Source organism: bacterium SCSIO 12844 (genome assembly GCA_024397935.1).
Taxonomy (GTDB): domain Bacteria; phylum Pseudomonadota; class Gammaproteobacteria; order Francisellales; family Francisellaceae; genus M0027.
Genome location: CP073743.1, coordinates 1,563,634 through 1,588,668 on the forward strand (window position 1 = coordinate 1,563,634; position 25,035 = coordinate 1,588,668).

17 protein-coding genes are annotated in these 25,035 nt (G+C 29.9%); 13 read left to right on the forward strand and 4 right to left on the reverse strand.

What is annotated here, in order from left to right; genetic code table 11:
- Nucleotides 1-12: 12 nt before the first annotated feature.
- Both KFE69_07415 and KFE69_07420 read right to left on the reverse strand, forming a co-directional pair.
- Nucleotides 13-2,055, reverse strand: a complete 2,043-nt coding sequence (locus tag KFE69_07415) for a UvrD-helicase domain-containing protein (protein ID UTW43908.1) — start codon at nucleotides 2,053-2,055, stop codon at nucleotides 13-15.
- Between the two features lie 36 nt (nucleotides 2,056-2,091).
- Nucleotides 2,092-2,940, reverse strand: a complete 849-nt coding sequence (locus tag KFE69_07420) for a folate-binding protein YgfZ (protein UTW43909.1) — start codon at nucleotides 2,938-2,940, stop codon at nucleotides 2,092-2,094.
- A 191-nt stretch (nucleotides 2,941-3,131) separates the two neighbouring features.
- On the opposite strand from KFE69_07420, the gene gyrA reads away from it, so the two are divergent.
- The 9 genes from gyrA (at nucleotide 3,132) to KFE69_07465 (ending at nucleotide 16,909) form a co-directional block, all read left to right on the forward strand.
- A complete protein-coding gene (gene gyrA, locus KFE69_07425; GenBank protein UTW43910.1) occupies nucleotides 3,132-5,780 on the forward strand; it encodes a DNA gyrase subunit A in 2,649 nt (882 codons plus the stop codon).
- Nucleotides 5,777-6,970: a 1-deoxy-D-xylulose-5-phosphate reductoisomerase gene (gene dxr, locus KFE69_07430; protein ID UTW43911.1), complete on the forward strand. Its 1,194-nt coding sequence runs from the start codon at nucleotides 5,777-5,779 to the stop codon at nucleotides 6,968-6,970. Before gyrA ends, dxr begins: the two co-directional genes overlap by 4 nt.
- Nucleotides 6,971-7,038: 68 nt before the next feature.
- The gene (bamA, locus tag KFE69_07435; GenBank protein ID UTW43912.1) at nucleotides 7,039-9,432 is read left to right on the forward strand and encodes an outer membrane protein assembly factor BamA; all 2,394 of its coding nucleotides are present in this window, start codon (nucleotides 7,039-7,041) and stop codon (nucleotides 9,430-9,432) included.
- Nucleotides 9,433-9,465: 33 nt separating this feature from the next.
- On the forward strand, nucleotides 9,466-9,984 hold the full coding sequence (locus KFE69_07440) for a hypothetical protein (protein UTW43913.1): 519 nt from the start codon (nucleotides 9,466-9,468) through the stop codon (nucleotides 9,982-9,984).
- Nucleotides 9,969-10,601, forward strand: a complete 633-nt coding sequence (locus KFE69_07445; GenBank protein UTW43914.1) for an AAA family ATPase — start codon at nucleotides 9,969-9,971, stop codon at nucleotides 10,599-10,601. The genes KFE69_07440 and KFE69_07445 overlap by 16 nt, the downstream gene beginning before the upstream one ends.
- 92 nt (nucleotides 10,602-10,693) lie before the next feature.
- Nucleotides 10,694-12,463 carry a TIGR03546 family protein gene (locus KFE69_07450; protein UTW43915.1) on the forward strand — a complete coding sequence of 590 codons (1,770 nt, stop codon included), beginning with the start codon at nucleotides 10,694-10,696 and terminating at the stop codon, nucleotides 12,461-12,463.
- Nucleotides 12,464-12,575: 112 nt separating this feature from the next.
- Nucleotides 12,576-14,006, forward strand: a complete 1,431-nt coding sequence (locus KFE69_07455) for an alanine dehydrogenase (protein UTW43916.1) — start codon at nucleotides 12,576-12,578, stop codon at nucleotides 14,004-14,006.
- Nucleotides 14,007-14,165: 159 nt separating this feature from the next.
- Entirely contained in the window at nucleotides 14,166-16,298 is a 2,133-nt protein-coding gene (locus KFE69_07460; protein UTW43917.1) for a hypothetical protein, read from the forward strand.
- Nucleotides 16,299-16,426: 128 nt separating this feature from the next.
- Nucleotides 16,427-16,909: a ProQ/FinO family protein gene (locus KFE69_07465; GenBank protein ID UTW43918.1), complete on the forward strand. Its 483-nt coding sequence runs from the start codon at nucleotides 16,427-16,429 to the stop codon at nucleotides 16,907-16,909.
- A 617-nt stretch (nucleotides 16,910-17,526) separates the two neighbouring features.
- Here KFE69_07465 and KFE69_07470 read toward each other — a convergent pair.
- Nucleotides 17,527-19,593, reverse strand: coding sequence for a hypothetical protein (locus tag KFE69_07470; GenBank protein ID UTW43919.1), 2,067 nt, complete (start codon nucleotides 19,591-19,593; stop codon nucleotides 17,527-17,529).
- 145 nt (nucleotides 19,594-19,738) lie between these two features.
- Between KFE69_07470 and KFE69_07475 the strand changes: the two genes are divergently transcribed.
- The 4 genes from KFE69_07475 to KFE69_07490 all read left to right on the forward strand — a co-directional run bounded on the left by KFE69_07475 (nucleotide 19,739) and on the right by KFE69_07490 (nucleotide 23,821).
- Nucleotides 19,739-20,422, forward strand: a complete 684-nt coding sequence (locus tag KFE69_07475; protein ID UTW43920.1) for a hypothetical protein — start codon at nucleotides 19,739-19,741, stop codon at nucleotides 20,420-20,422.
- A 106-nt stretch (nucleotides 20,423-20,528) separates the two neighbouring features.
- Complete coding sequence (locus KFE69_07480) at nucleotides 20,529-21,602, forward strand: hypothetical protein (protein UTW43921.1); 1,074 nt, start codon at nucleotides 20,529-20,531, stop codon at nucleotides 21,600-21,602.
- A gap of 30 nt (nucleotides 21,603-21,632) precedes the next feature.
- Nucleotides 21,633-22,373, forward strand: a complete 741-nt coding sequence (locus KFE69_07485) for a hypothetical protein (protein UTW43922.1) — start codon at nucleotides 21,633-21,635, stop codon at nucleotides 22,371-22,373.
- Between the two features lie 104 nt (nucleotides 22,374-22,477).
- The gene (locus tag KFE69_07490; GenBank protein UTW43923.1) at nucleotides 22,478-23,821 is read left to right on the forward strand and encodes a hypothetical protein; all 1,344 of its coding nucleotides are present in this window, start codon (nucleotides 22,478-22,480) and stop codon (nucleotides 23,819-23,821) included.
- Nucleotides 23,822-23,894: 73 nt separating this feature from the next.
- On the opposite strand, the gene KFE69_07495 is transcribed toward KFE69_07490, so the two are convergent.
- Nucleotides 23,895-24,701, reverse strand: coding sequence for a response regulator transcription factor (locus KFE69_07495; protein ID UTW43924.1), 807 nt, complete (start codon nucleotides 24,699-24,701; stop codon nucleotides 23,895-23,897).
- Nucleotides 24,702-25,035: the final 334 nt, after the last annotated feature.

The following is a 25,035-nucleotide window of genomic DNA, read 5'->3' on the forward strand; positions in this document are numbered from 1 at the left end:
TTAAGCAAATTATTATTTATTACTAATTAAATCTCTTAAGGCTTGAATATTCTTGCGTCCAGAGGCTTTACGCTCTGATTCTGTTTGCTCTATTTTACCTTGCCACATCAAATCATCTTGAGGTAGTTCATCTAAAAAACGGCTTGGTTTACTTGGTGTTAGCTCGCCAAATCGTTTTCTATTTTTAGTTAAAATAAATGTTAAAGTTTCCCTTGCACGAGTAATGCCAACATAGGCTAAGCGACGTTCTTCCTCAATGTTATCGCCATCAATATTTTGTTGATGAGGCAAAATGCCATCTTCCATACCAGTTAAGTAAACATGGGGATACTCTAAACCTTTAGCAGCATGTAATGTAAGTAGTTGTACTTGATTATTATTATCTGCTTGTTGTTGATTATCAATCATATCAAGAATTAGCAATTGATTAATGACATCAGAAAGACTTCGTGGTTTTTCACTATTAGCTTCACCATCATTAGAAGATTTATCCATTGATTTATTAATCCATTGAATTAGCTCCATAATATTATCATAACGTTTATCTGCTTGGTTGGATGTAGAGGTACTGTCAATTAACCATTGTTTATAATTAATTGCTTCAACAAAATTAGTTAGTGAGTCAGTGATTTGATTGACTGAGGATTGTGTTAGTAGTTCACTGTATTTTTTAATAAAAGTTGAAAATTGAATCAATTTTTCAGCCATAGTTGGTTTTAATTGACTTTGTAAACCGATTTCTTCAATTGCATAAAAGTAGGGTATTTGACGGTCTGTGGCATAAGTGCCTAAAATTTCGAGTGTTTTTGGGCCTATTTCACGCTTTGGTGTATTAATAATTCTTAAAAAGGATCTGTCATCTTCAAAATTAGTCAAAAGCCTTAAATAGGCGGTTATATCTTTTATTTCGGTTTTTGAAAAAAATGACATACCACCATTGATAAAATAGGGGATATTGTATTCTCGTAAATATTTTTCTAATAAGAACGACTGATGATTGCTTCTATAAAGAATGGCATAATCAGAATACTGAGTATTATTTTTAAATTTATGAGATAAAATTTCTGTAATGGTGCGATGTGCTTCATCAACTTCATTTTTAGTGACAATGGCTCTGATAGGATCACCAAAGTGATGCTGGCTCCATAGTTTTTTCTCAAACAAATGAGGATTATATTTAATTAGTTCATTGGCAGCTTTTAGTATTCGTCCAGTTGAACGATAGTTTTGTTCGAGCTTTACGACTTCTAAATTAGGAAAATCATCTTTTAAGGTTTTTAAATTTTCTGGTTGTGCACCTCGCCATGCATAGATTGATTGATCGTCATCACCAACGACAGTAAATTGGCATCTTGGTTTTATCAATTGTAGAATTAATTGATACTGACTGAGATTGGTATCTTGATATTCATCAACGAGTAAATAATGAATTTTATTACGCCAGCGTTCTAAAACTTGAGCATTTTGTTGAAATAATAATGTTGGTAATAGTATTAAATCATCAAAATCTACAGCATTATAAGACTTTAGATAATGTTGATATTGTTTATAAATATCAAACGCTAATTGATCTTGGTTGGTTTTAAGCTCAATATTTGTATTATCAGGTAGTATCATTGCATTTTTCCATAAGGAAATTTGATGTGCAATTTGTTGTGTTATTTCTTTTGTTACTTGGTATTGTTCATAAGCAATTTCATGAATTAAAATTTGACTATCGCGATCATCCAATAAAGAAAAATTCGACTTATAGTTTAGTTGCGTAATTTCTCTTTTTAGAATGTTTAAGCCGAGTGTATGAAAGGTTGAGATATTAATACCGCGTGTTAATGTTTTATCAAGCCTTTTATTGACACGTTCTTTCATTTCTTTAGCTGCTTTATTGGTAAATGTCACGGCTAAAATTTGATTGGCCTTATAAGCACCTGATTGGATAAGATAGGCTATTTTTTCTGTAATGACACTGGTTTTTCCACTACCAGCACCAGCTAATACTAGTAATGGGCCATTGATATAATTAACTGCATATTGTTGTTGTGGGTTTAGCGTTTTCATTGACTTATATATAAACCATAAATAATAGTTGCGACTCTAAACGATTAGTGTAATTGGATTATCATTTAAGATAAACGTTTTATCCGAAGCACTCTTAATAGCAACTTGATTCATTAGAACTAATAGGTTAGTTTGTTGCTTTTCCTCATTAAAAGAAAAATTCACAACTTCGCCAATTGCTTTATGATCTTGATTTAAAATTTTATCTTTTAATTGAATATTATTTAGCTTTGTATCAACTATGCCCTTATATAAAGCTTTTTTTGTTTGGCCTAGATAATGCATACGTGCAATCACTTCTTGGCCAACATAACATCCTTTAGATAAAGAAATAACACCTAATGAATTTAAGTTAAGTTCAGCGGGTAGAAAATGTTCGCTATTAGTAGGTAGTATTGTTGGGTATTTAGACTGTATTAAAAAGTCTTGCCATTGACTTTTTGATTGAACATTAAAGTCATTGATATTTATTGATGGTTTAGTAAAAATCTTATAGCTAGGAATTGATGTTTTCAATTGTATAGTAATTGTATCAGAAGGTAATTTTTTAATTAAATTTTCTGATTCTTCACCCCAGATAGCATAAGTGTAATATTGATCAGTAATAGATAATGTTACCTTTGAAAATAATGCATATTTTTGGATAATATTAAGCATAACTTCAGCAGTTGCTTTTGGCATTGATAAGTAGATTGTTTCATCAGATTTAAAGATTTCAAACAAACTGATAATGCGACCTTTAGCATTGCAATAGGCGCTGAATAATGGCGTATCTTCATTCAATAGCTCAATATTTTGAGTGATTTGGCCTTGTAAAAATTTTTCCTTTTCAATACCTTCAATTTTAATTAGAGAATCAGATGTTAAATGAGATAGGTTAGTCATATTTTTCATCTCGTTTTATATTTGGTGGTTTATTGGTTTTAATAAAACTAATGATAATGATTTTATTTTAATGAGTCTATATTACTGGCTCGATTATTCTCTGACATTTATCAGTTACTATGCTATGATATTGCAAGTTTATTTAGCTTTATTAAGTTTGTAGTTACATACGGTTAATTAAAGGACATACAATGACGGACTTTGCAAATGAAGTATTACCCGTTCAAATTGAGCAGGAATTAAAACAATCTTATCTTGACTATGCTATGAGTGTAATTGTTGGTCGAGCTTTACCTGATGTTAGAGATGGCCTAAAACCAGTCCATCGTCGCGTATTATTTGCCATGAAAGAATTAGGCAATGATTGGAATAAACCATATAAAAAATCAGCACGTGTTGTTGGTGATGTAATTGGTAAATATCACCCACATGGTGATACAGCAGTATATGATACGATTGTTAGAATGGCACAACCATTCTCAATGCGTTATATGCTAGTTGATGGACAAGGTAACTTTGGTTCAATTGATGGTGATTCGCCAGCTGCTATGCGTTATACCGAAGTGAGAATGTCAAAATTTGCACATACTTTGTTAGCTGATATTGAAAAAGAAACAGTTGATTATTCACCTAACTATGATGAATCTGAATTTATTCCAAATGTCTTACCTACACGTGTGCCAAACTTATTAGTCAATGGATCTTCCGGTATTGCAGTGGGTATGGCAACTAATATTCCGCCACATAATTTAAATGAAGTGATAGATGCTGTAGTTGCATTAATACATAACCCAGAAATGAGTATTATGGAACTAATGGATTATATCCCAGGACCTGACTTCCCAACAGGTGCTTATATTATGGGTAAAGCTGGGATTATAGATGCCTACAAAACAGGGCGTGGTCGCGTTGTAATGCGTGCTAATGCTAATATTGAATCAGATGAAAAAGAAACGCGTGAACGTATTATTGTTTCTGAACTACCTTATCAGGTTAACAAAGCAAGATTGATTGAAAAAATTGCTGATTTAGTTAAAGAACGAAAATTAGAAGGCATTTCAGAGTTAAGAGATGAGTCTGACAAAGATGGTATGCGTATCGTTATAGAACTAAAGCGTGGTGAGAATGCAGAAGTTATTTTAAATAACTTATACTCTCAGACTCAAATGCAGCTAAGTTTTGGCGTTAATATGGTTGCGTTAGTTAATGGTGAGCCAAAATTATTAAATTTAAAAGAAGTTATTGATGCTTTTATTCGTCATCGTAAAGAAGTTGTAACGCGCAGAACGATTTTTGAATTAAGAAAAGCAAGAGCAAGAGCGCATTTATTAGAGGGGCTAGCAATTGCTTTAGTTAATATCGATGAAATTATTGCAACGATTAAATCATCTAAAACGCCTCAAGAAGCAAAAGAAGCGTTATTATCACGTTCTTGGACTGCTGGTATGGTTGAAGGTTTACTTGAGAAGTTAGATCCAAAATTATATCGCCCAGAAGATTTAGTTTCGCATTATGGACTACATGGTAAGGAATATAACTTATCACAAGCACAAGTTGATGCTATTTTAGAGTTGCGCCTACATCGCTTAACAGGTTTAGAGCAAGATAAAATTATTAATGAGTTTAAAGAGTTAATTGTCACAATTGAAGAGCTAATCCATATTCTAAGAGATGTGAAGCGCTTATTAGAAGTCATTTGTGAAGAATTAGAAGAAGTTAAAAATCAGTTTGGTGATGCTCGTCGTTCTCAGATTATGGCAGCAACAGATGATATTGATTATGAAGATTTGATTGCTGAAGAGACAATGGTTGTGACCTTATCTTATGATGGTTATGTTAAATCTCAACCATTAAGTGAATATCAATCACAACGTCGTGGTGGTAAAGGTAAGTCAGCAACTTCAATGAAATCTGAAGATTTTATCGATAAATTAGCAATTGCCTCCACGCATGATACGATGCTTTGTTTCTCAACTGCTGGTAAAATTTACTGGTCTAAAGTTTATAAATTCCCAGTTGGTAGTCGCCAATCAAAAGGGCGACCAATTAATAATTTCTTCCCATTAGAGAAGAATGAGCGTATTACAACATTATTGCCAGTTTCAGAATATCGAGATGATCAATATGTCTTTATGGCAACAAAAAAAGCAACGGTGAAAAAAGTTGAATTAAGTGCATTTTCAAGACCACGTCAAATGGGTATTTATGCATTAACTTTAGAAGAAGGTGATCAGTTGATGGATGTTGTATTAACTGATGGTACAAAAGAGATTATGATGTTCTCTAATGCTGGAAAAGCAGTAAGATACAATGAAAATGATGTGCGTTCTATGGGACGTACAGCACGTGGTGTCAGAGGTATGAAAATAGCTGATGACAGTGAAATTGTTGGTCTTTTAGCAACTGCACCTGATGAAGGTATGGTTTTAACAGCAACAGAGCATGGCTATGGTAAGCGTACACCGGTTAGTGATTATCGTAAAACAGCCAGAGGTTCACAAGGTGTTATTGCAATTGCAACGACCGATCGTAATGGTCAAGTTATTGGTGCGGTTTTGGTTAATGATGATGATGATATCATGTTGATGACAGATCAAGGTACTTTAGTTAGAACAAAGGTTGATCAAGTCAGAGAAACAGGTCGCTCTGCACAAGGAGTTAAGTTGATTAACCTTAAAAGCTCAGAGCGTTTAGTTGCATTACAGTTAGTTGAAGCGAATATACAAGATGATGAAACTGAGATAGAAAATGGCATTGTTAATGAGGATGGCGATCAATTAGATAATCCTTCAGATGAAGGTGATGTTGCACAAAATGACTCAGAAAAGGGTGATCAGTGAGACAAACGATAACAATTCTAGGCTCGACTGGTTCAATTGGTAAAAATACATTAAATGTTATTAGGCAACATAGAGATCAATTTGATATTTTTGCGATTACAGCTTACCGTCAAGTAGATATTCTATTACAGCAAATTCAAGAATTTGAGCCAAAATATGCTGTTTTAGTTGATGCAAGTGCTGCCAAAATATTAGAAAATCAATTAAAGCAATTAAATCTTTCTACAAAAGTTTTATCCGGTGAACAATCATTAATTGATGTGGTTGTAAATGATTCGGTTGATTCAGTAATGGCGGCTATTGTTGGGGTGGCAGGTTTAAGGCCTACCTATCAAGCAGCTAAAAAAGGTAAACGAATCTTATTGGCTAATAAAGAAACATTAGTAGCTTCAGGTGCTTTATTTATGGATGTAGTGAAAGCTTCTGGCGCGCAGCTTATTCCTGTTGATAGTGAGCATAATGCTATTTTTCAATGTTTACCTGAAGATAATAAATGCTTTTCTTCTGATACAATGCACTCAGTTATATTAACAGCTTCTGGTGGCCCATTTCGTAGTAAAAATGTTGATGATTTAACTTACATTACACCAGCTCAAGCGATTAAACATCCGAATTGGTCTATGGGTGCAAAAATATCGATTGATTCAGCAACAATGGTGAATAAAGCTTTAGAAATGACAGAGGCGCATTGGTTATTTGATATACCAGCCTCGCACTTAAAAGTAGTGATACACCCTCAAAGTATTGTGCATTCAATGGTCCACTATAAAGATGGTAGTTATCTTGCTCAAATTGGTTCTCAAGATATGAAAACGCCTATTGCCTATAGTTTATTTTATCCTAAACGTTATGCTGCTGAGGTAGCAGAGCTAAATCTATTTGATCAAGCTTTAACTTTCGAACCAGTAAATTACCAACGTTTTCCATCGGTAAAATTAATGTACCAAATTATGTCATCAACTGATTTTCCATTTTATTCGATTATTTATAATGCAGTTAATGAGCAGTTAGTTGCAGACTTTCTAGAAGGAAAAATTGCTTTTACTGATATTGTTTTAGGTATTGAAAAAGCACTAGATGAAATAAAGCCATGTAGGATAGCTAATATTGATGATGTGTTGCATATTGACACAAAAGCTCGCCAATGGGCTCAAAATGAAATTTTTACCTTGATTCAATCCAAAGAATAGTGATTAAATGGTTGACTAAATTGAATCAGGAATAATTCAAAGACTTTTATGTTAGAAAAGGGTTCGATGTGAAAATAAATTTACTACCTAAAGCATGTTTAATGGCATTGATGTTGCCATTATCATCTTATGCCGCTAGTGCAAATGATTTTGTTGTTAAAAATATAGATTTAGAAGGGTTAAATAGAATATCTGAAGGAACACTATATAGTGATTTGCCGATTCATGTTGGTCAAAATCTTAATCCAGAAATTAGTAATGAGGCAATCAAATCACTGTTTAAAACAGGTTACTTTGAAGATGTGCAGCTATTAAGATCAGGAAATACTTTAATTGTTAAAGTTAAAGAACGTCCTGCGATTAGTGCAATTAATATCTCTGGTAATTCAGCGATTAAAACAGAAGATTTAAAGAAAGGCTTAACAGCTGCTGGACTTGAAGTGGGCAATATTTATGATCCAACTTTAATTAAACAAATTAAGCAGTCATTAGAGGCAGAATATTTTAACTTAGGTAAATACTCTGTTGAAATAAACATAAAGGCAGCAGAAGAAAGTCGAAATCGTGTTGCAGTTAATATTCATATTGCTGAAGGTAAAACAGCTAAGATTAGAAGAATTGATATTGTTGGTAATACCAAATTCTCGCAAGGTACCTTACTAGATAATATAACATTAACAACGCCATCTCTTTGGAATTTTTGGGGATTATTTACATCAAATGATGAATATTCGAAAGAGCGTTTAAATGCCTCTGAAGAAGGATTAAGATCCTATTATATGAATCGTGGTTATTTAAACTTTCAAGTTGACTCAGCACAAGCATCTTTAACACCAAATAAAGAAAATACCTATGTGACGTTTAATGTCTCAGAAGGGAGTATTTATCATGTTGATAAAGTTGTTGTTGAAGGAAAAACAGAATTACCAAGAGATGAAATTAAAAAACTCTTACAAGTAAAGCCAAATGAAGTTTTTTCACGTCAGAAAGTCATGGATACAGCAAAAGCTATCACTGAAGCTTTGGGTAATAAAGGTTATGCTTTTGCACAGGTAAATCCAGTCCCAACAGTAGAAGAAAAAGAAAAGAAAGTTACCATTACCTTTTATATCAACCCAGGTAAAAAAGTTTATGTCAATAAAATTAACTTTTTAGGTAATAATGTTACCAATGATGTTGTCTTTAGGCGTGAGATGTTATTTTCAGAAGATAGCATTTATAACCAAACTAATTTAGATGATTCAAAAATACGTCTACAACGCCTACCTTATGTTAAAGAAGTTAATGTTAAGAAAGTACCCGTTCCAAATGCTGATGACTTAATTGATCTGGATTATGATATTACAGAGCGTAGTGCCAATTCAGTTTCAGCCTCTTTAGGTTATTCACAGCTTTATGGATTTATTATCGGTGGTAATTTTAACATGCCAAATATTTTTGGTACGGGTAATAAATTTTCCATTGGTGCTCAAGTATCAAAGCCATACAAATCATTATCATTTTCATATACAAACCCATATTTTACACAGTCAGGTATTTCACAAACAATCAGTGCTTATGGTACGCAGTTTGATACAGATACAACGGATGTTGTTAACTATACGACTAATTCTTATGGCTTTAGTATTATGTATGGTATTCCAATGTCTAACTATGACACATTTAAAATTGGTGGTGGCTATGATTTCACTAAGTTAATTCAACCATCAGATAGTCAGTCTTTGACGGTGACTAATTTTACTGATGAGTATGGTAATAATTTTAACTCATACCTACTAAACCTTGGCTGGGTTAGAAATACAACCAATCGGGCATTTTTCCCTGATGAAGGGGCAATTTATAACATAGGTGCCTCAATTGCAGTGCCTGGTAGTTCGTTAGATTATTATACGGTTAATGGTACAGCCCAGTTTTTCCAACCAATATTTACGAAAAAGGTAGTTGCTTCATTAAGAAGTGGTGTTGGTTATGGTGATGGTTATGGTAATACCGATCATTTACCATTCTTTAAAAACTTTTATGGTGGTGGTTGGGGATCAGTCCGTGGTTATGGTGGTGGTACCTTAGGACCTGTTGATACAAACTGTGATACGATTTCTGGTAATCAATGTGCTAGTGGAGCGACAGAAGGTGCAAACCTAGGTGGTAACTTAAATATATTTACTAACCTAGATATTTTATTCCCTGTACCAGGTCTTAAAGATAGTAGTAATATGCGCTTAGGTGTGTTTGCAGATGCTGGTAATGTTTATGATACTTATACACTAGATTCAGCTTATACAGGAGATGGTCAAACACAACCAACAAGCCCTAATTTCAGTAATTTACGTTACTCTGTGGGTGTTGAATTTAGATGGTTGTCACCGATTGGTATGATTGCATTTTCATTCCAAAAACCATTAAATAGCCAACCAGGAGATGATACTAGAGTATTTGACTTTAGTATTGGCCAAGTGTTCTAATACATAATTAAAATTATAAAAGGTGAATGTATTATGACACTTGAAAGTAAGATGGCATTAGAAAAAATATTGCTTATTGGTGTACCCACTATCGCTTTAATGCTTAATATTCTATTTACATTAAGTGTTTATCGTTTACTCAAATTAATTAAAGTTCATAATCGTATTTTCCCTTTATGGACCTTAGTTCCAACGACACTTCCTTTTGTTGCTTATTTTTTGTTGATGCTGCTTACAGTCATAGGCGTTAAAGCTAACTATTATCTTTTAGTATCAGCTTCAGTAATTGGTTTTATAGGTTATGTATTTATGTGGATTGTCTATCCTTTTGCTGTTAGTAGAGCGCTTAAAAAGCATATTGATACCCAAGTGCAATTTAGAGGTAATTTACTATTTAAATTAGGAATTTTAATGGTCTTTTTACCATTAGGTTGTAGTATTCCATCTGTTGATATTGCATTTTTTATTGCAGTTATGATTGTTTGGATTAGTTATTGGATCGTTGTATCAAGAACAAAAAAATTAATTAGATTAAAATGGAAAAATTATTAAATAAAGGTCATTTTATATTATTAAATGGTGGCTCAAGTGCGGGTAAAACAACGCTAGTTGAGCAATTTCAAAATTATACTTTTGAACATCATAAAATTTTGTATTTAACTTTAGGTATTGATAGTGCCTTTCATGTGTTTCCTAAAAATATTTTTTCACCTTATTTGCGCGATATTCGTAAAGAAATGATGTTTGATTTGGTTAATCAGGGTAGTGATGAAAAACCATATCCTGTATTTGAGCATACAGAGAAAGCGCATAGCTATGTTAATGCGCGCTATCAAGCAATTAGACAATTTTTAAATGCGGGCTTTTCAGTCATTTCAGATGAGCAGTTTTGGCATAAACCTTGGGTTGAGTCATTAAAAGATGTTTTTCACAATCAGCGTGTTTATTTAGTTAAAGTATATGCTAATGAAGAAACTTTATTACAAAGAGAAGCTAATCGAGCTGATCGAGCTGAAAATCTTTATTTATCTTCAGCAGATATTTGTCATCAATATATGCAGTATGATTTAGAAATTGATACAAGCAATAATGATGCGCAAAAAAATATTATAACACTATGGGATTTCGTTCAGAATACTCCATCTCCGAATGCGATTAAATTGTTGTAACTAAAAATTTTTAACTAATCTGCATTTATTCAAATGGCTTTTTATACTAAATTATAACAGTATAATTATTAGTTAATTACAGGGAATTGTTTATGAAGTCATTTAAAAAAATGCTCAAAATTATATTTGGTCAAGCAACGCCATTTCAGTTGTTTTTAGGTTGTTTATTTGGGTTTATATTAGGATTTATTCCAGGGTTCTCTTATGCACCATTTCTAATGGTTTTATTTATATTTTTGATCTTAATTTTCAATGTTAATATTGGTTTTGTCATAATTACCTATATTATCAGTAAAATATTATCATTTATCATTGAAGGTATATCATTTCATCTAGGGGTATGGTTATTAGATGGGGCGCCTCAGCCATTATTTAAATGGATGGTTAATACGCCTGTATTAGCCTATGCAGGTTTTGATTATTATTTAGTCGCTGGTGGGTTTTTAGTAGCGATTATATTAGGTATCATTGTTGGTTTAATTGTTGTTAAGCTATTTACAACGGTTAGAAATAAAATGGCATCCGTTCAAACTAATTCTGAAATGTATCAAAAAATAGTCAATAAATTTTCAGTTAAATTAATTACTTGGATACTAATGGGTAAAGCTGCTCATAAGGTTGACTGGGTTAAATTAAAGGAGAAGCGCTTAAAGCATCCATTTAGAATAACAGGTATTATTTTAGTGATTATCTTGATTATTTTGTTCTTTGTATTTCAGTCATTTTTACAAAGTCAGATGGTCAGTAATATTATTAAAAATCAATTAACCAAAGTTAATGGCGCAACGGTTGACTTTAAGTCATTAGATATAAACTTAACAGATGCCAAATTATCAATAACAGGTTTAGGTTTTGCAAACCCTGATGATCTTGATAAAGATCGCTTTTATGCAGAAGATCTAACTGCTAAATTAAATATCAGCCACTTATTAACAAAACGTTTATCATTAGAACAAGTCGTTGTTAATAATATATCCCTTGATCATAAGCGTACAACAAAAGGGAGTTTATATATTAAATCAGCTGGTGCAACTGAAGAAGCAAAACCTCAAAAAACTCAACAAAAATCTGCTCAATCTGCAGATGTGGAAATAAAGTCATACCCAATTGATCAATATATTAAAAATGCTAAAGCTTATAAGGGCTATTTAGATGATGTTAATCGTTTGTTAAATATGATTAGCGGCGATCAATCTAAAGATGACAATAAGGCAACTGATGAGTCTATTAACGAACAAGTTAAAGTCTATGGTTATGCAAATGTTAAAGCGACTAATTTAGTTCTTAAAGTACCAACTTTCACTATTGAATCACTAACAGCAAATCAAATTAAAAGTGGTTTTGAGAATAAAGTATTTGATTTAAAGGCTAAGAATTTAGCAACAGAGCCTTATTTATTAAATCAACCAACAACAATTGACATTGCATCAACGGATAAATCAATTAAAGCAAACTTATTTAATGCTAACAAATCAGGTAAAATAAATATAATCAATTTAAATTTAAATAAATTACCAGCAAAAAGCATTTTAGAGAATATTAAATTTAATAATAATTTTGCACTTAGTGCAGATCAACTTTCATTAAATACAAATGGCCAATGGCATATAGAAGATCATACAGTATATTTAAATTTACCGGTGAACTTGGATTTATATCAGGCAAATATTAAAATTAATAATACCAATAAAAAAATGCAAACATTAGCACTTAAATTTAAGGTAACTGGTAGTCTAAATAATCCTTCTTTAGAAATTAATCAGGATCAAATAAAAAATATTTTACTTCAAGCTGGTACATCTGAAGTTAAAGATAGAATCAATAATCAATTAAAAGATAAAATGCCATCATTTGGTTTTTAATTCAAATTTTTAGTTGTAGAGAAATTATAGAATTAATTATATGATAATAGTGAGTATGTAGCTCATTTTTCTGTTTTAAAATAATAATTTATGATAAAAAGGATCGTTTATTATGTCTGTGTATTATAAAGATGTTGCCTTAGTAAAGGAAATTGAATCGCCTGAAAATCCTCAAGCATTAGAAAAACGTGTTGCATTAATACCTGAAGATGTTGGTAGGTTAATTAATTATGGTGTTAACGTTTTTGTTGAATCTGGTGCAGGAGATAGGATTGGTTTTTCTGATAGTGATTATGAAAACTATGGTGCCAAGATTCAATTACATCATGAAATTTATCAAAATAAAGATATGATTATCAAATTTAAAGGTCCTTCATTAGATAGTATTAACCATATGAAAAATGGTAGTACACTATTTTGTATGGCACATTTTCATTCATATCCACAAAGAGCCCAATTGTTGAAACAAAATAATATTAATGTTATTGCAATGGAAGAGATTTTACAGTCACCAAAAAAAGAACCAGACTGTGATGTATTAAGCCGCATGGCAATGAATACTTTTCTATTACCCTATGTAGAGACTGATTGTATGCATGAGATTGATTTATATATTTTTCAATACTCTAAGCGTATGAAAGGAGCAGTTCGTCGAGCGAGTAATCGTAATCCTAGATCCTTAACTATTTTACAAGATGATTTTAATTTAGATGAAATATCTTCTATTGATGGTAATTGTTTGTTTTTCTATGACTCTGAAACATTTAATCAGCCACAGCAATTATCATTAATTGAGTATTTAAAACAGACAAAAGCTAACATTTTTGATTTATCTGAATTTGAAAAAACTCAAGGAGAAGATAAAGTTAATCAATATCGTCAGTCACATGAACCTTTTTTATTAGGTAGAAGACGAATCGAGTGCTTGCATCAAACAGGTCAAGCTGGTGCACGGTTTGGTTTAAAACTATTAAATGAGCAATCACAAAAGCAAAGTCATTTAGTTAATGCTATTGTTTTAGGCTATGGCAATGTAGCACAAGGTGCGATTGATGAGTTGTATCAAAAAGGTGTAAAAAACATTCAAGTATTAGGCAAAACACATACACAAAAAGGACAAATAGAAAAATGGCTTTCAAGGGCTGATTTGATTATTAATGGTGCAGAGCAAACTTATGAACTTCGAGGCAAAAATTATTTAATTACCAATGACCATGTTAAAAGCACTATAAAAAACGGTTCTGTGATTATCGATTTAATTGGTGGTAGTATTGATAATCGTTCTCCAGTTGAACCTGTAAAAAGCTGTACCTTTTTAACTGATCCTTATTTTATTCAAGATGATGTAGTAATTTCATCAGTATGGGGGTGGCCAATGATGGGCTTAGAAAAAGAATCAGCTATTCAATATTCAAGTCAAATAATTGATGTTTTATTAGGAAAGGAAAAATTAATATCAGGACTAAATAAAACTGAAAAAGGGCTTCAGCGCGCACTAGTTTGTGGGCCATTTAGTATTGTTGAAGAAAGTGAACTTAATTAAGTCTATTTTAACATTCTGATTTATAAAAATAAAAAACAATGTTTAACCTTTAGTTAATAATAATTATTAACATTTTTATTATTTTGTTATAGCACATGTTTGTGGTACCTTATGTCTGATTATTTAAAGTAACCTATTAAATAAACAGGGGAACAACATATGATACTAAATAAATTTGCTGCAAAGTCAATTATTTTAGCAATGACATCTGCTATAGCTACAACAGCATTTGCAGTAAGTGATTCTATTGAAGTTACATTTAAAAATGATTCAGGTAAAACATTATATGCGGATATTGTTAATGAAACAGCCCCATTTAAAGTATATAATTTTACCAAAGGAGGTTTAGATACTAATTTTAATGTGCAGCAAAATGTACTTGAAATAAAACCAGGCTCTCATACTGTTGATATTCCAGCATATGCATTTTCTGGGGCTGCTAATGCTAGAATTTATATATCAACAGATCGTTTTAGCAGTGACCTATCCAATGTGCCTGGAACTCCCAACCTTGCAACATATCCTTATGTTTATGATAAAATAGAAGCCAGTGCTGATGGTATCTGGGATACAACATCAGTTGACTTTTTTGGCATGCCAATGCAGGTTAGTTATACAAAAAATTATGATAAGACTGTTGGTTTTTGTACTCGTGTTTATTTAAATAAAGATGGTATTGTAACTAAATGTGCTGAAGGTATGCAAGGTTCACTTGTTACTCGTCAATTAGTAATAGAAAATCTTGAAAAAAATCTTAAACAACAAAGTTTATTATATGGCTCAAGATTTTTCTACGGTCAAGATGAAAACGGTGATCCGGTTAGAATATTCTCACCCTTGCATTTTTATGCTAGTAGCTTTAATAGTTCAGTTTGGAGCTCATATATAAATGAATCTTTAAAAAAATTAGGTCAATTAGGTCAGAAATTTAATTTTAATTATGGTGGTTATAAGTTTCATGACATTAGCTATAGCCCAAGTGACAATAATTCATTAACAGTATATTCAGATAGTGATAATAAATATATTACTATAAGTAATATTACTTTAGGAAATGCTGTTGGTGGTACTATTACAAATGACGGCTCAGCTGCAGAGAAAAAATTTGCTGGGATGATTGCCACTGCCATTAACCGTGGTGTACTAGATAATCCAGCTCATTGGGGAGAAAGCGGTGGTAATAATGTGGGGTATCCTCAATATTACTACCCTAACTATCCAAATAAAATAGCACATAATCCGACTTATAACCTATATGCAGCAACTTTAATCCCATATGGTGTTGATGGTAAATTATATGCAAACTCTTATGATGATTTCTGGCATATGGATAGTAGTTTACAAGTTGATCCATCTAACTATCAAAATGGTGTTACAATTACGATATTACCGTTTACTAGTGATACACCGAGTAAACCAACAATTAGTTGGCCAAGCGCTAACGCACCAACTGCAGAAGTGCCTTATGGAAATAAAGCAGTAAATGTAACAATGCGTAGTGCATCAATTAATAATACTGATACATTAAAATATACATGCTCTGTTAGTGGAGAAGCAAATAAATGTAAAGTAGATTCAATAGATCAAGATCATTTAAGTGTAAAATTATCTAATTTGGATCAAGCTTTAGACACTCAATATCAAGTGACAGCTACTGATGTTAATCAACCAACTGTATCAGCATCAATCACTGGTCAAATTAAATGGGATCAAGCACCAAGTACAATCGACTGGGATAAGAAAATTACAGTATCAAAAGTTACGCAAACTAGCGCTCAAATTACTTGGGATAAAGCAGTAAAACCAATTGATGGTGTTAATTATACTTATGATATTACAGGCCCAAGTCTTAATGATCATCAAGGTCCTTTCTCATCACCTCAAATGATTAATCAAGAAAACTTACAAGCAGGTGCTACTTATAATGTGCAAGTAACTGCATCTAGTAGCACAGATTCTGAAACAGCTAGCAAAAGCTTTAGTACACAATCAGATAGTCAGTCAGTAACCTATTATGGTGAAACTGGTACAGCGCCTGCAACTATTCAAGATGAAGATGGTAATGTTTTAATTAAGTTTTCTAGTACTGAATCAAAACAATTTACTTTACCAAAAGGTAAGCCTGTTATTGCGGTATATCAAGGTGGTAAATGTCAAATTACAGCACACACAAGTACAGATGCTGAGAGTTTATTAATCAACAATGGTGTCCCAGTTCACTTCCCGCCATGTCCGATTAATTTTAATACAACTGCACATGCTAGCTTTATCACAATGCAGTTTCCAAGTTAAAATCTTAACTTGGAATACTATTTTTTCTTCTAAATAAGCGATTTATTAAAAATTTACTATAATAATTTCTAATTAATGCGATATAATTGATTCTTTGAATATGTGAAATGGAAATAAGTGAATTTAATATGACTAAAGATCGTCCTACTTTAACGATTAATCGAAAGCCAAAAAGGAAATTAGACTTAGAGTCAGATAAATCATCAGAGAAAACAACAACAAGACCTAGATTTAATAAGCCACATAAACCTAAATTTAATAAACCGAAATCTAGGCCGCAACCTAATCCTGAAACGATGGAACTTAAAAAAAGTATTAATACTTTATGTAGAATGTTTCCAAGGTTGTTTAATTATCAAAGTCCTAAGCCTTTAAAAGTTGGTATTTTAGAAGATATATTTATTGTTGTTGGTAATCGCTTGCCGCAACCTAAATCACACTATAAGCGTGTACTATCTTATTATACTGGCACAAAACGCTATTTAAATTGTGTGCTTGATTCAAGGCACCGTTATGATTTAATGGGTAAACCCGTTGCTGAAATTTCTCAAGAGCATAAACAAGCTGCAAGAGAGCGTCTTGAGAGATTACAGGCGAAGAAGAAAAAGTAGATTTTGTCTTTAGATTTTAAAGAGGTGTCATTTATACAGGTTTAGTGTTAGGACCAAAGTTGTACTGGATTAATGCCTTTTAGCTTATGTTTGGCTAACCAAGGGCAACTATTATCGTTTTTTTCCATTTGTTTGCATGAGAAAAGATGAGAGCCATTGGTTAGTTCAACAAACTGTATATTATTAGGACATATAACTAGTCCCTTAGCATTGATAGTACAAGCTTTGTTGCTTGACTTATTAAACGTAATGGAAGTAGATAATCTGAGGATTGTATATTTTCTAGTTGTATAAAGTATGAATAATTTTCATTTTGTATTTTATACTTTTATCAGAGCTATTATGATTTGCTATGTAATATTTTTGATTTGTAATGTTACTTATGGTGGAATAACAGCAAACTCCAAATTAGTATTAGTTTGATTTTCAATATGGAGGTTAATTCCAGTATTGCCCAATAAGTATATAGGGAATGAGTATAAGAGTATAGCTAGTATAATTGTAGTTATATATATTTAAAAGCTTTTGCATAGATTATTTATATATTTTATCAGTATATTTAAATTATATTTCATTATTTAATTCATTTATATTTAATAATTATTCAGTATTAAGTCCTAAAGATTAAAAATTTTATTTGAAACTTCTTGATTCATTAGATTTTTAGATTTAGTGTTGCGGTAGAAAGGAAATATTTTTTGGTTAGTGTTTTTAAAATGGTTATTTTTATTTACGCAATAGCTTACTATAGGGCCAACTATTGTTAAAATATAGGCAGTATTTGTTATACCCAACATAAAATATCGAGCTATTTTTGAAGTTGTAGATTTATCTTTAGAAAGTTGAGTATCAATTATAAATTTTTTACTCTGCTGTATAATTTGACTATCTCTTTCTGTTTTTGAAATATCTTTATTTAATATAATGGGAATAACATTATTTATATAATTATCTCTATTTTCATCTGTTATATTCTTTGCTTTTATGGGATTAGATATTTTACTTTTTAATTTATTAATTAAATCAGTTAAATTACTATCTATTTTGATTATATATTGAATATGATTAACTAATTCTTTAAGCTTATCATCTTTTGTATAATTTTTAATGCATTGTTCAATACACTCTTTTAGGTAATTAAATTTTTCATCTTTTATACTATTAATATATTTAATAAATATTTCACTATCTCTATAGTTAGAATATGTAATTAGTGATTGTTTTGCATTTATATTTTGAATATTTTTAAGTATTCCTTTTTGATCTAATGCTTTTAATTTATTATATTGATCAATTTGCTCTATGCTATATAAATTAATATTTTTAAGGAAAGTTATATCTTCTTCATTATTAACTATACTAGCTATTTTAGAAAAGTGGTTAACTAATAAATTATTAAATGATTGATTTTTATAGAGATTAATTAAATTTTTAGTTAGTTCACTATTTTGTAGTAAATTTTTGATTGTATTAAAATAATCACTTCTGTTGCAATGTTGAGGAAAATAATGGTCTTCAAGGGATATGATGCTTTCATAGAGATAATAATTTTTATAAATAAGCTGTTTAATCTCTTCGTTTTGACAAACTAATTCCAATTTTTCAAATTGAACTATATTACTCAAAATATAATGGCATGATAAAGGGTTAGACTTTTCATTAATATTAGATTTTAATTGAATAAATCGTTTAAGCGATGATTGGATATTTGCGTTGTTTAAGTTGTCCCAGTCGGCGCTATCCAAGCTAATATTATTTTTTACAACTTCAATTTTAAGTTCATTAATAGTATCAATATTATTCATAATAAAATTAATGAAACCTTGACAAGAACTTATAAAATTATTCTTGTTATAAATGATAGATTGATCAACTAGAAAAGCTATGCATTCAGCTAATCTATGATTATTAACTATTAATTCAAACTGTTGAAAATTAATTTTTCCGTAATTTGATAATAAATTAATGCCTTTAATGACATCATCATGCCTCAATCTATCTAAGTGACTAGAATCAAATTTATTTTTTAAATGATTTATATTTATAATTGCTTGTTGAAAATCTATATCATTTATTAATTCTTGAAAATAATGATAATTTTGCCCATTATCTTCTAATAACTTTTTTACAAAACTTATCCAGTTTTTTGAATTATGATAGTTTTTCATCCAACATTGAATTACATCAACTATATCATTTTCAGTATTAGGCGTCTCAAGAAGCCAATCAAGTAATTCTATATAACCAGATAATTGCTTATCATCATTTATAATTGAAGTATCTAGGTCGGGTAGTAGAGTAAATAAAATTGCAGTTAATTCTGTTAATTTACTATCACCATGTAAACTACACAATTTTTTAAATAGTTTTTCATCATTAAAAATCTTTAATAGTAAATCTTGTTCATTAATAATAGTATCAGGCAATAGATATAGTATATGTCTAAATGTATCATCATTTAAAAATCTAATAGAAATTTTATGGTCATAATTATTAAGTAGTTTATTAAATAATGGATGTTTAAAATATAATAAGGTTATATATGGATGCTTATTTTCATCAAAGGCTTTTAAAAATATAGTTAATTTAGTTGGATTAATGTTTATAGCATTAACTTTTTGCTTATTTTTAGCTATTTTATAGTACAACTCAGTTTCTGTCTGAACTTCTTGATCGTATTCCATAATAAGAAACCTTTATTTACTGATGGGATGTTCCTTATACAATGAATGATAAATAGTCGCAGTTATTTAGTACAAAGTACTCATTATAGTTCAATAATAATATGTTTTAATTATTTTATGTTTTAAATGACTAGGTAATTTAATTATGCGTGAAGTTTATTCATTTAATAATGATGTTCAAGTATCAAATCAATTAAATATTAAAGGTCGATGTTATGGTGCATCTATAGCTTATATTAAAAATATTTTTGACAATAAAGAGAAAATTCCAGTTAGATCTGATATAGCTAATTTAATTCAAAATCAGCATATTATGAAAATGGGCAAACCATTAGAAGAAATTGATAAGGAGATGTTTCCTATTTATAATCTTAGAAAAGTAGGGATAAATGAATTCAAATTTTTAGAAGATACACTTAAGGAAATATATACAAAGTATCAACAGAATGAATTTGGTGTATATCAGGTAAAGTTACTGAAAGAAGATAAACCTGGACATGTATTAACATTTCATATTGCTGAAGCCAAAAATATAATGTATTTTGATGCAAATAAAGGATTATTTGAATTAGATAATCTAAAGTCAGACTTATCTGAAATATACGGACAGTATGCGCTTCCAAAATTTTCTCAATTAGTTTCAGAAAGCATTCTTAGTAAGAAAAATGATATAGACTGGCAAAATAAATATGATAAAGAAAATAAAAATTTTGAGAGAGTTGAAATTCATCATATAAAATCAAATAAGTTATATTTTCCAACACTGGTATATGAACAAATTATAACGAAAGAAGAAGATTATCAGTTTCAAGATAAAACTAATAGATAGTAACTCAGAACTATTGTAGTAATTAGTATTTAGTTCCAATTTTTTTTAAAAATAACATTTTATAATCATACCTAAATAAAAATAATAAATTAACTAAGGTATGTAAATGAATTTATGTATAGATAGTAATATTCCATCGCCACTATTTGACACTAAAGAATATCTTTTTGAAAAGAATAGTATGGCATATGATAATTTAATCAAGATCAAGAATCATGATGATTATTATTATTCAAAACTGTTTTTAAAACAGCATTCAGATAAAGTTGGTACATTTAATTCATATCGTAGAGAAGTTGAGCGTCTATTGCATTGGAGTTGGTTAATAGCAAATAAATCACTTTCTATGTTAAATATTAATGATCTTAGGGAATACCTTAAATTTTGTGAATCACCTTCTAAATTGTGGATAGGAAGTCATAAAGTTAGAAGGTTTATAGTAAAAGAAGATTATAGAATACCAAACCCTCAATGGAGGCCATATATAAATTCGGATAAAGAAATTAAATCCTCCAATCATAAATATGCTGGTAATTCTCATCTAGAAAATAGCTCCATTAATGAAATCTTGATGATATTAAGTTCATTTTTTAATTATTTATTAAATAATAAATTTATTGATAATAATCCAATGCAAGCTTTACGGCAGGTGATTAAACCTTATAAAAAAATGAATATTAACAGCAAGGTTAATAAGTTTAATAAATCGCAAATTAATCTTTTATTAAAAAATGCTGAAGAAATGGCTGAAGATAAGCCTGATATTTATGAGCGTACATTTTTTGTAGTTAGTTTACTTTGTTATACACAGTTGTTGCCATCTGAATTGATTACAAAAAATAGTTTTATGCCCCAAATAAAACATATTTACCAAGATAATTTAAATAGATGGCAAATAAAAACTAATAAAGATAGAAATATTTCTTTAAATGATAAAGCGATGAATGCACTCATTCGTTGGAGCATGTTTTTAGGATTTAAAAAGCTCTCTGATATGCCAGGAGATTTTCCATTAATTCCAAAATATAAAGGTTATGGAAATATTACTACGACAACACATCTTCGAAGAATTATTGATGATTTATTTAATTATATAATTGATAAGTTAAATAGTAATGAACGATATGATGAGGCAAATATTTTAAAAAATAAAGTAAATCTGTCTTGGTTTAATTTCTAATTATTTCATATAACAAAGTGGTGATATATTATGCTTATAAATTTAATAAAATTAAAAATGATACTATCTATATTTATTATTAGCAGTATACCTATTTATGCTGCAACAAAAATGTATGGCACTATAGTAAATAATACTAAATTTTCAATTGCAGTTGATGATGCAGGTAGTTCATGTTGGTATGATGATGATCTTCAAGGTCACCATGAAATAGATCCTGGCAAAAGTTGGTCATTTACAACTGAAGATAAGGACAGTGGTTGGAATTGTTATGATGATGGTGGAGCTATTCATGAAGATCATCATATCAATTTAAAAGTGAGTGATCCTTATATGGATAGAACAATAACACTAAGCTCAAATATGACTTGGGGTTGGTCTGATCATTGTACGAGCACTTCTACAAATGGTATTTTAATTGATGGTGGTTGTAACTATCATATAGTAGTTAATGAATATGAACCAAAATATCAGTTTACAATTAAGTCATTTGGTTTAGGAGAAATTTATAAAGAAAAAGAAGATCCTTATGGCTTAGACCAGAAAGTTTATTTTTCTTCAGTTAATACAGTATGTGAAGTAAAAAGTGACAAAGATGGAAGGTATAAATCAGCTAATTGTAATCATGAAAATGTTACTTATAAACAGTACGGTAGGAATATTCTATTTATTTGCCAGGAAGGTCTAAAAGATGATAGTCGTTGCCCTTGGATTACATCAAATAATAAATCTGGAACTTATAGAAATGAGATAGGTAATATATACAGTTAGTTTTGCTTATTTTATACATAATCAGTACTTTGTTCTAATTTTTGTTTTTTTGGAAAAATATATAATGAGTTATTTCTTTTTAGAATAATAAAAGGTGAGCTAAAATGAAGTTAATAGATATGATAAAGCTACTTATAAGGAAAGAAGTTAGTAATAAAGAAAGAAAAGGTGCTAAAGAAGTTTTTAAAGATGATAGTAATCTTTTGATTGGATATAGATATCCTAAATTTGATTTAATTCTTACAAACCCTGAATTAACCAATGGAGTAAACAGTCAATTATTTATATCCGCGCATGGAGCTGCAAAATCTAATGAAATTGATATAGCCAATAAAAAAATAGTTATATATAGCCCTCATAAAACAACATTAGGTGGTATAGAAATAGCTAATTATATGGATAAAGAGAAGGTACAGCCATATGCAACAGTGTATCAAGGTAAATTAACTCCAAATACAGAAAGTGCCATTCAATACGAAGGATCAATTAAAAATGAAATAAAAAAAATCACTGGTACAAATAGTCTGTCAAGATTTAGAGATCATTCACTTAGTCAATTTGATATAGATAGAGACCATGTAGGAGCTATTGAAATGGCTTTAATGTATGGAATAGGAAAAAATTCAAAGGATTTTCCGCCTAATGCATTTTTATCTATTACTAGCCCTACTAGTCTTTTAGAAGTGCTTACTGTATTAGATGAAAATGGATTTGAGTTTGATAGCTTACATTTGTCATTTTGTAGAGTAACACTACAGCAGATGATGCGTGAAAAATTTACATCATATAACATTCCTAGCCGCAGTCCAGAGGCTAATGTTGGTGATTCAGTTAAATTTGGTTTACATGGTGATGTAGCTAATGAAGACTTATTAAGTATTGTAGATAGTGAAACACAACAAAAATTACAACATGGTGAGGATCATTTATTTCGACATAGACAGTTACATGCTAAAAAAACAATTACAGATGAAATAATCTTTGAAATAGAGAGGCATCAATCTAGATATTTAGAGAGATTATCAAGTGAACAATCACCTGTAACTATAAAGCAGACTAAAACAAGGCTAGGATTTAACTTTACAGCAGAAGAAAAATTTAGAGCATTAGAGCATGCTAAACAATATTTAAAAATGGATCCTGAAACTAGGGCTAATAATGCATTAAGAATAGATGATATTAAAATACTATCTAATGGTAGATTAGGTCAAGATTTGAATATACTTGTTAAAAAATATGACTTTGAATCAATAGAGAATATGCTAGCTACTTCTCCAAAGTGTCAAGAACAACTTAATATTAGTGAACATGATTATTTTGATATTAACGAAGAAGAAGTATTTGCTCAGGTATTACCTAAGTCAGAACCTCCAAGTTATTTTATAGATCCAATGGATGAACAAAAATTTTATGAAGCAGTAGAGAAAGGAGGGCAGCCTCATATCTAGTTAATAACTAAAAAAACAAAGGAAGAATATTATGAATAAAAATAATTCAAAGGTGGTTTTAAAATACAAAATTTCACAAATTTATCAAATTATTTTTATAAGTAATTTGTAATGATATTAAACGAGAGATTTTCTCTAATTGAGATTTAGATTGAATGTTAAATTTTTTGCATAAAACCAAGATTTGATGTTGTACGCTTTTGTATGATTTTTCCATTCGTTGTGCAATTTCCTTTGCGGTACAACCTGTTGCTAAATATAGTATATAAATAAAGTTGGTTTTTGAGATCTTGAATTTTTTTAAAATTTCTTCAAGGTTTTCAGGAAGATCTAAGATATCATAAAATTCTGTTTGAAAATTTTTATCTAATGATATGAATAAATTATGAAATTTTATATAACTATATAAAATATTAACAGCTGAATCTAATTTTTTGTACAAAAACAGCTTTTCATTATGATTTAAATTATTATATATGGTTCTTGGTATATCAAACATGAAACGGTCTTTTCTATCTAAAAAAAATCGATCCATTGTAATTGTAACAAGATGATTGATATGTGGGCTGTAATATTTAGTATTTTTATCACCATAGTCGATCGTATAAAATTGATGGTGCTGTGTTAGATCAATTGAAAAGTCGTTTTGCCAAGCATTAGAATTTAAATACTTTAAAAAATAGCTCCTTGATATTGTTGCAGCATACATAAACTCAGAGTGTTTATTAATTGTTAGTATGCTTATATCTAAGATATCATCCATAGATAGTATCTTCATGATAGGCTTAAAATTATCTGTATTCAATTTTGAATCTTGTAATATTAAATCAACTTCTTTAGATTTTGGATGTGAAAGTGATAATATTTGATGTTTTTTCAAAGGAGTAACCTTAATAATCTTTATACTATCTTAATTACTGATAATTATATGTTTAAAGTTGGTATTTTCCAAATTTATAGTAGATTAAATTTAGTATTTAGCATTGATATTCTCTAATAATGTTTACATTATAATTTTATTCAATACTAAAGTTATACGGGAAGATTAATAGTGAAATCTTATTTTGTTATTAATCAATATATTATTAGGACTTAGTTTTTAGCAAGAGTTATAGGGAAATAAATTAAAGGAAATTTTATGAAATTTTTAAGCGTTATAAAAATAGATCATATCCATAGATATACGAGTGATAAGTGGGCAGCAGCACAGTGGT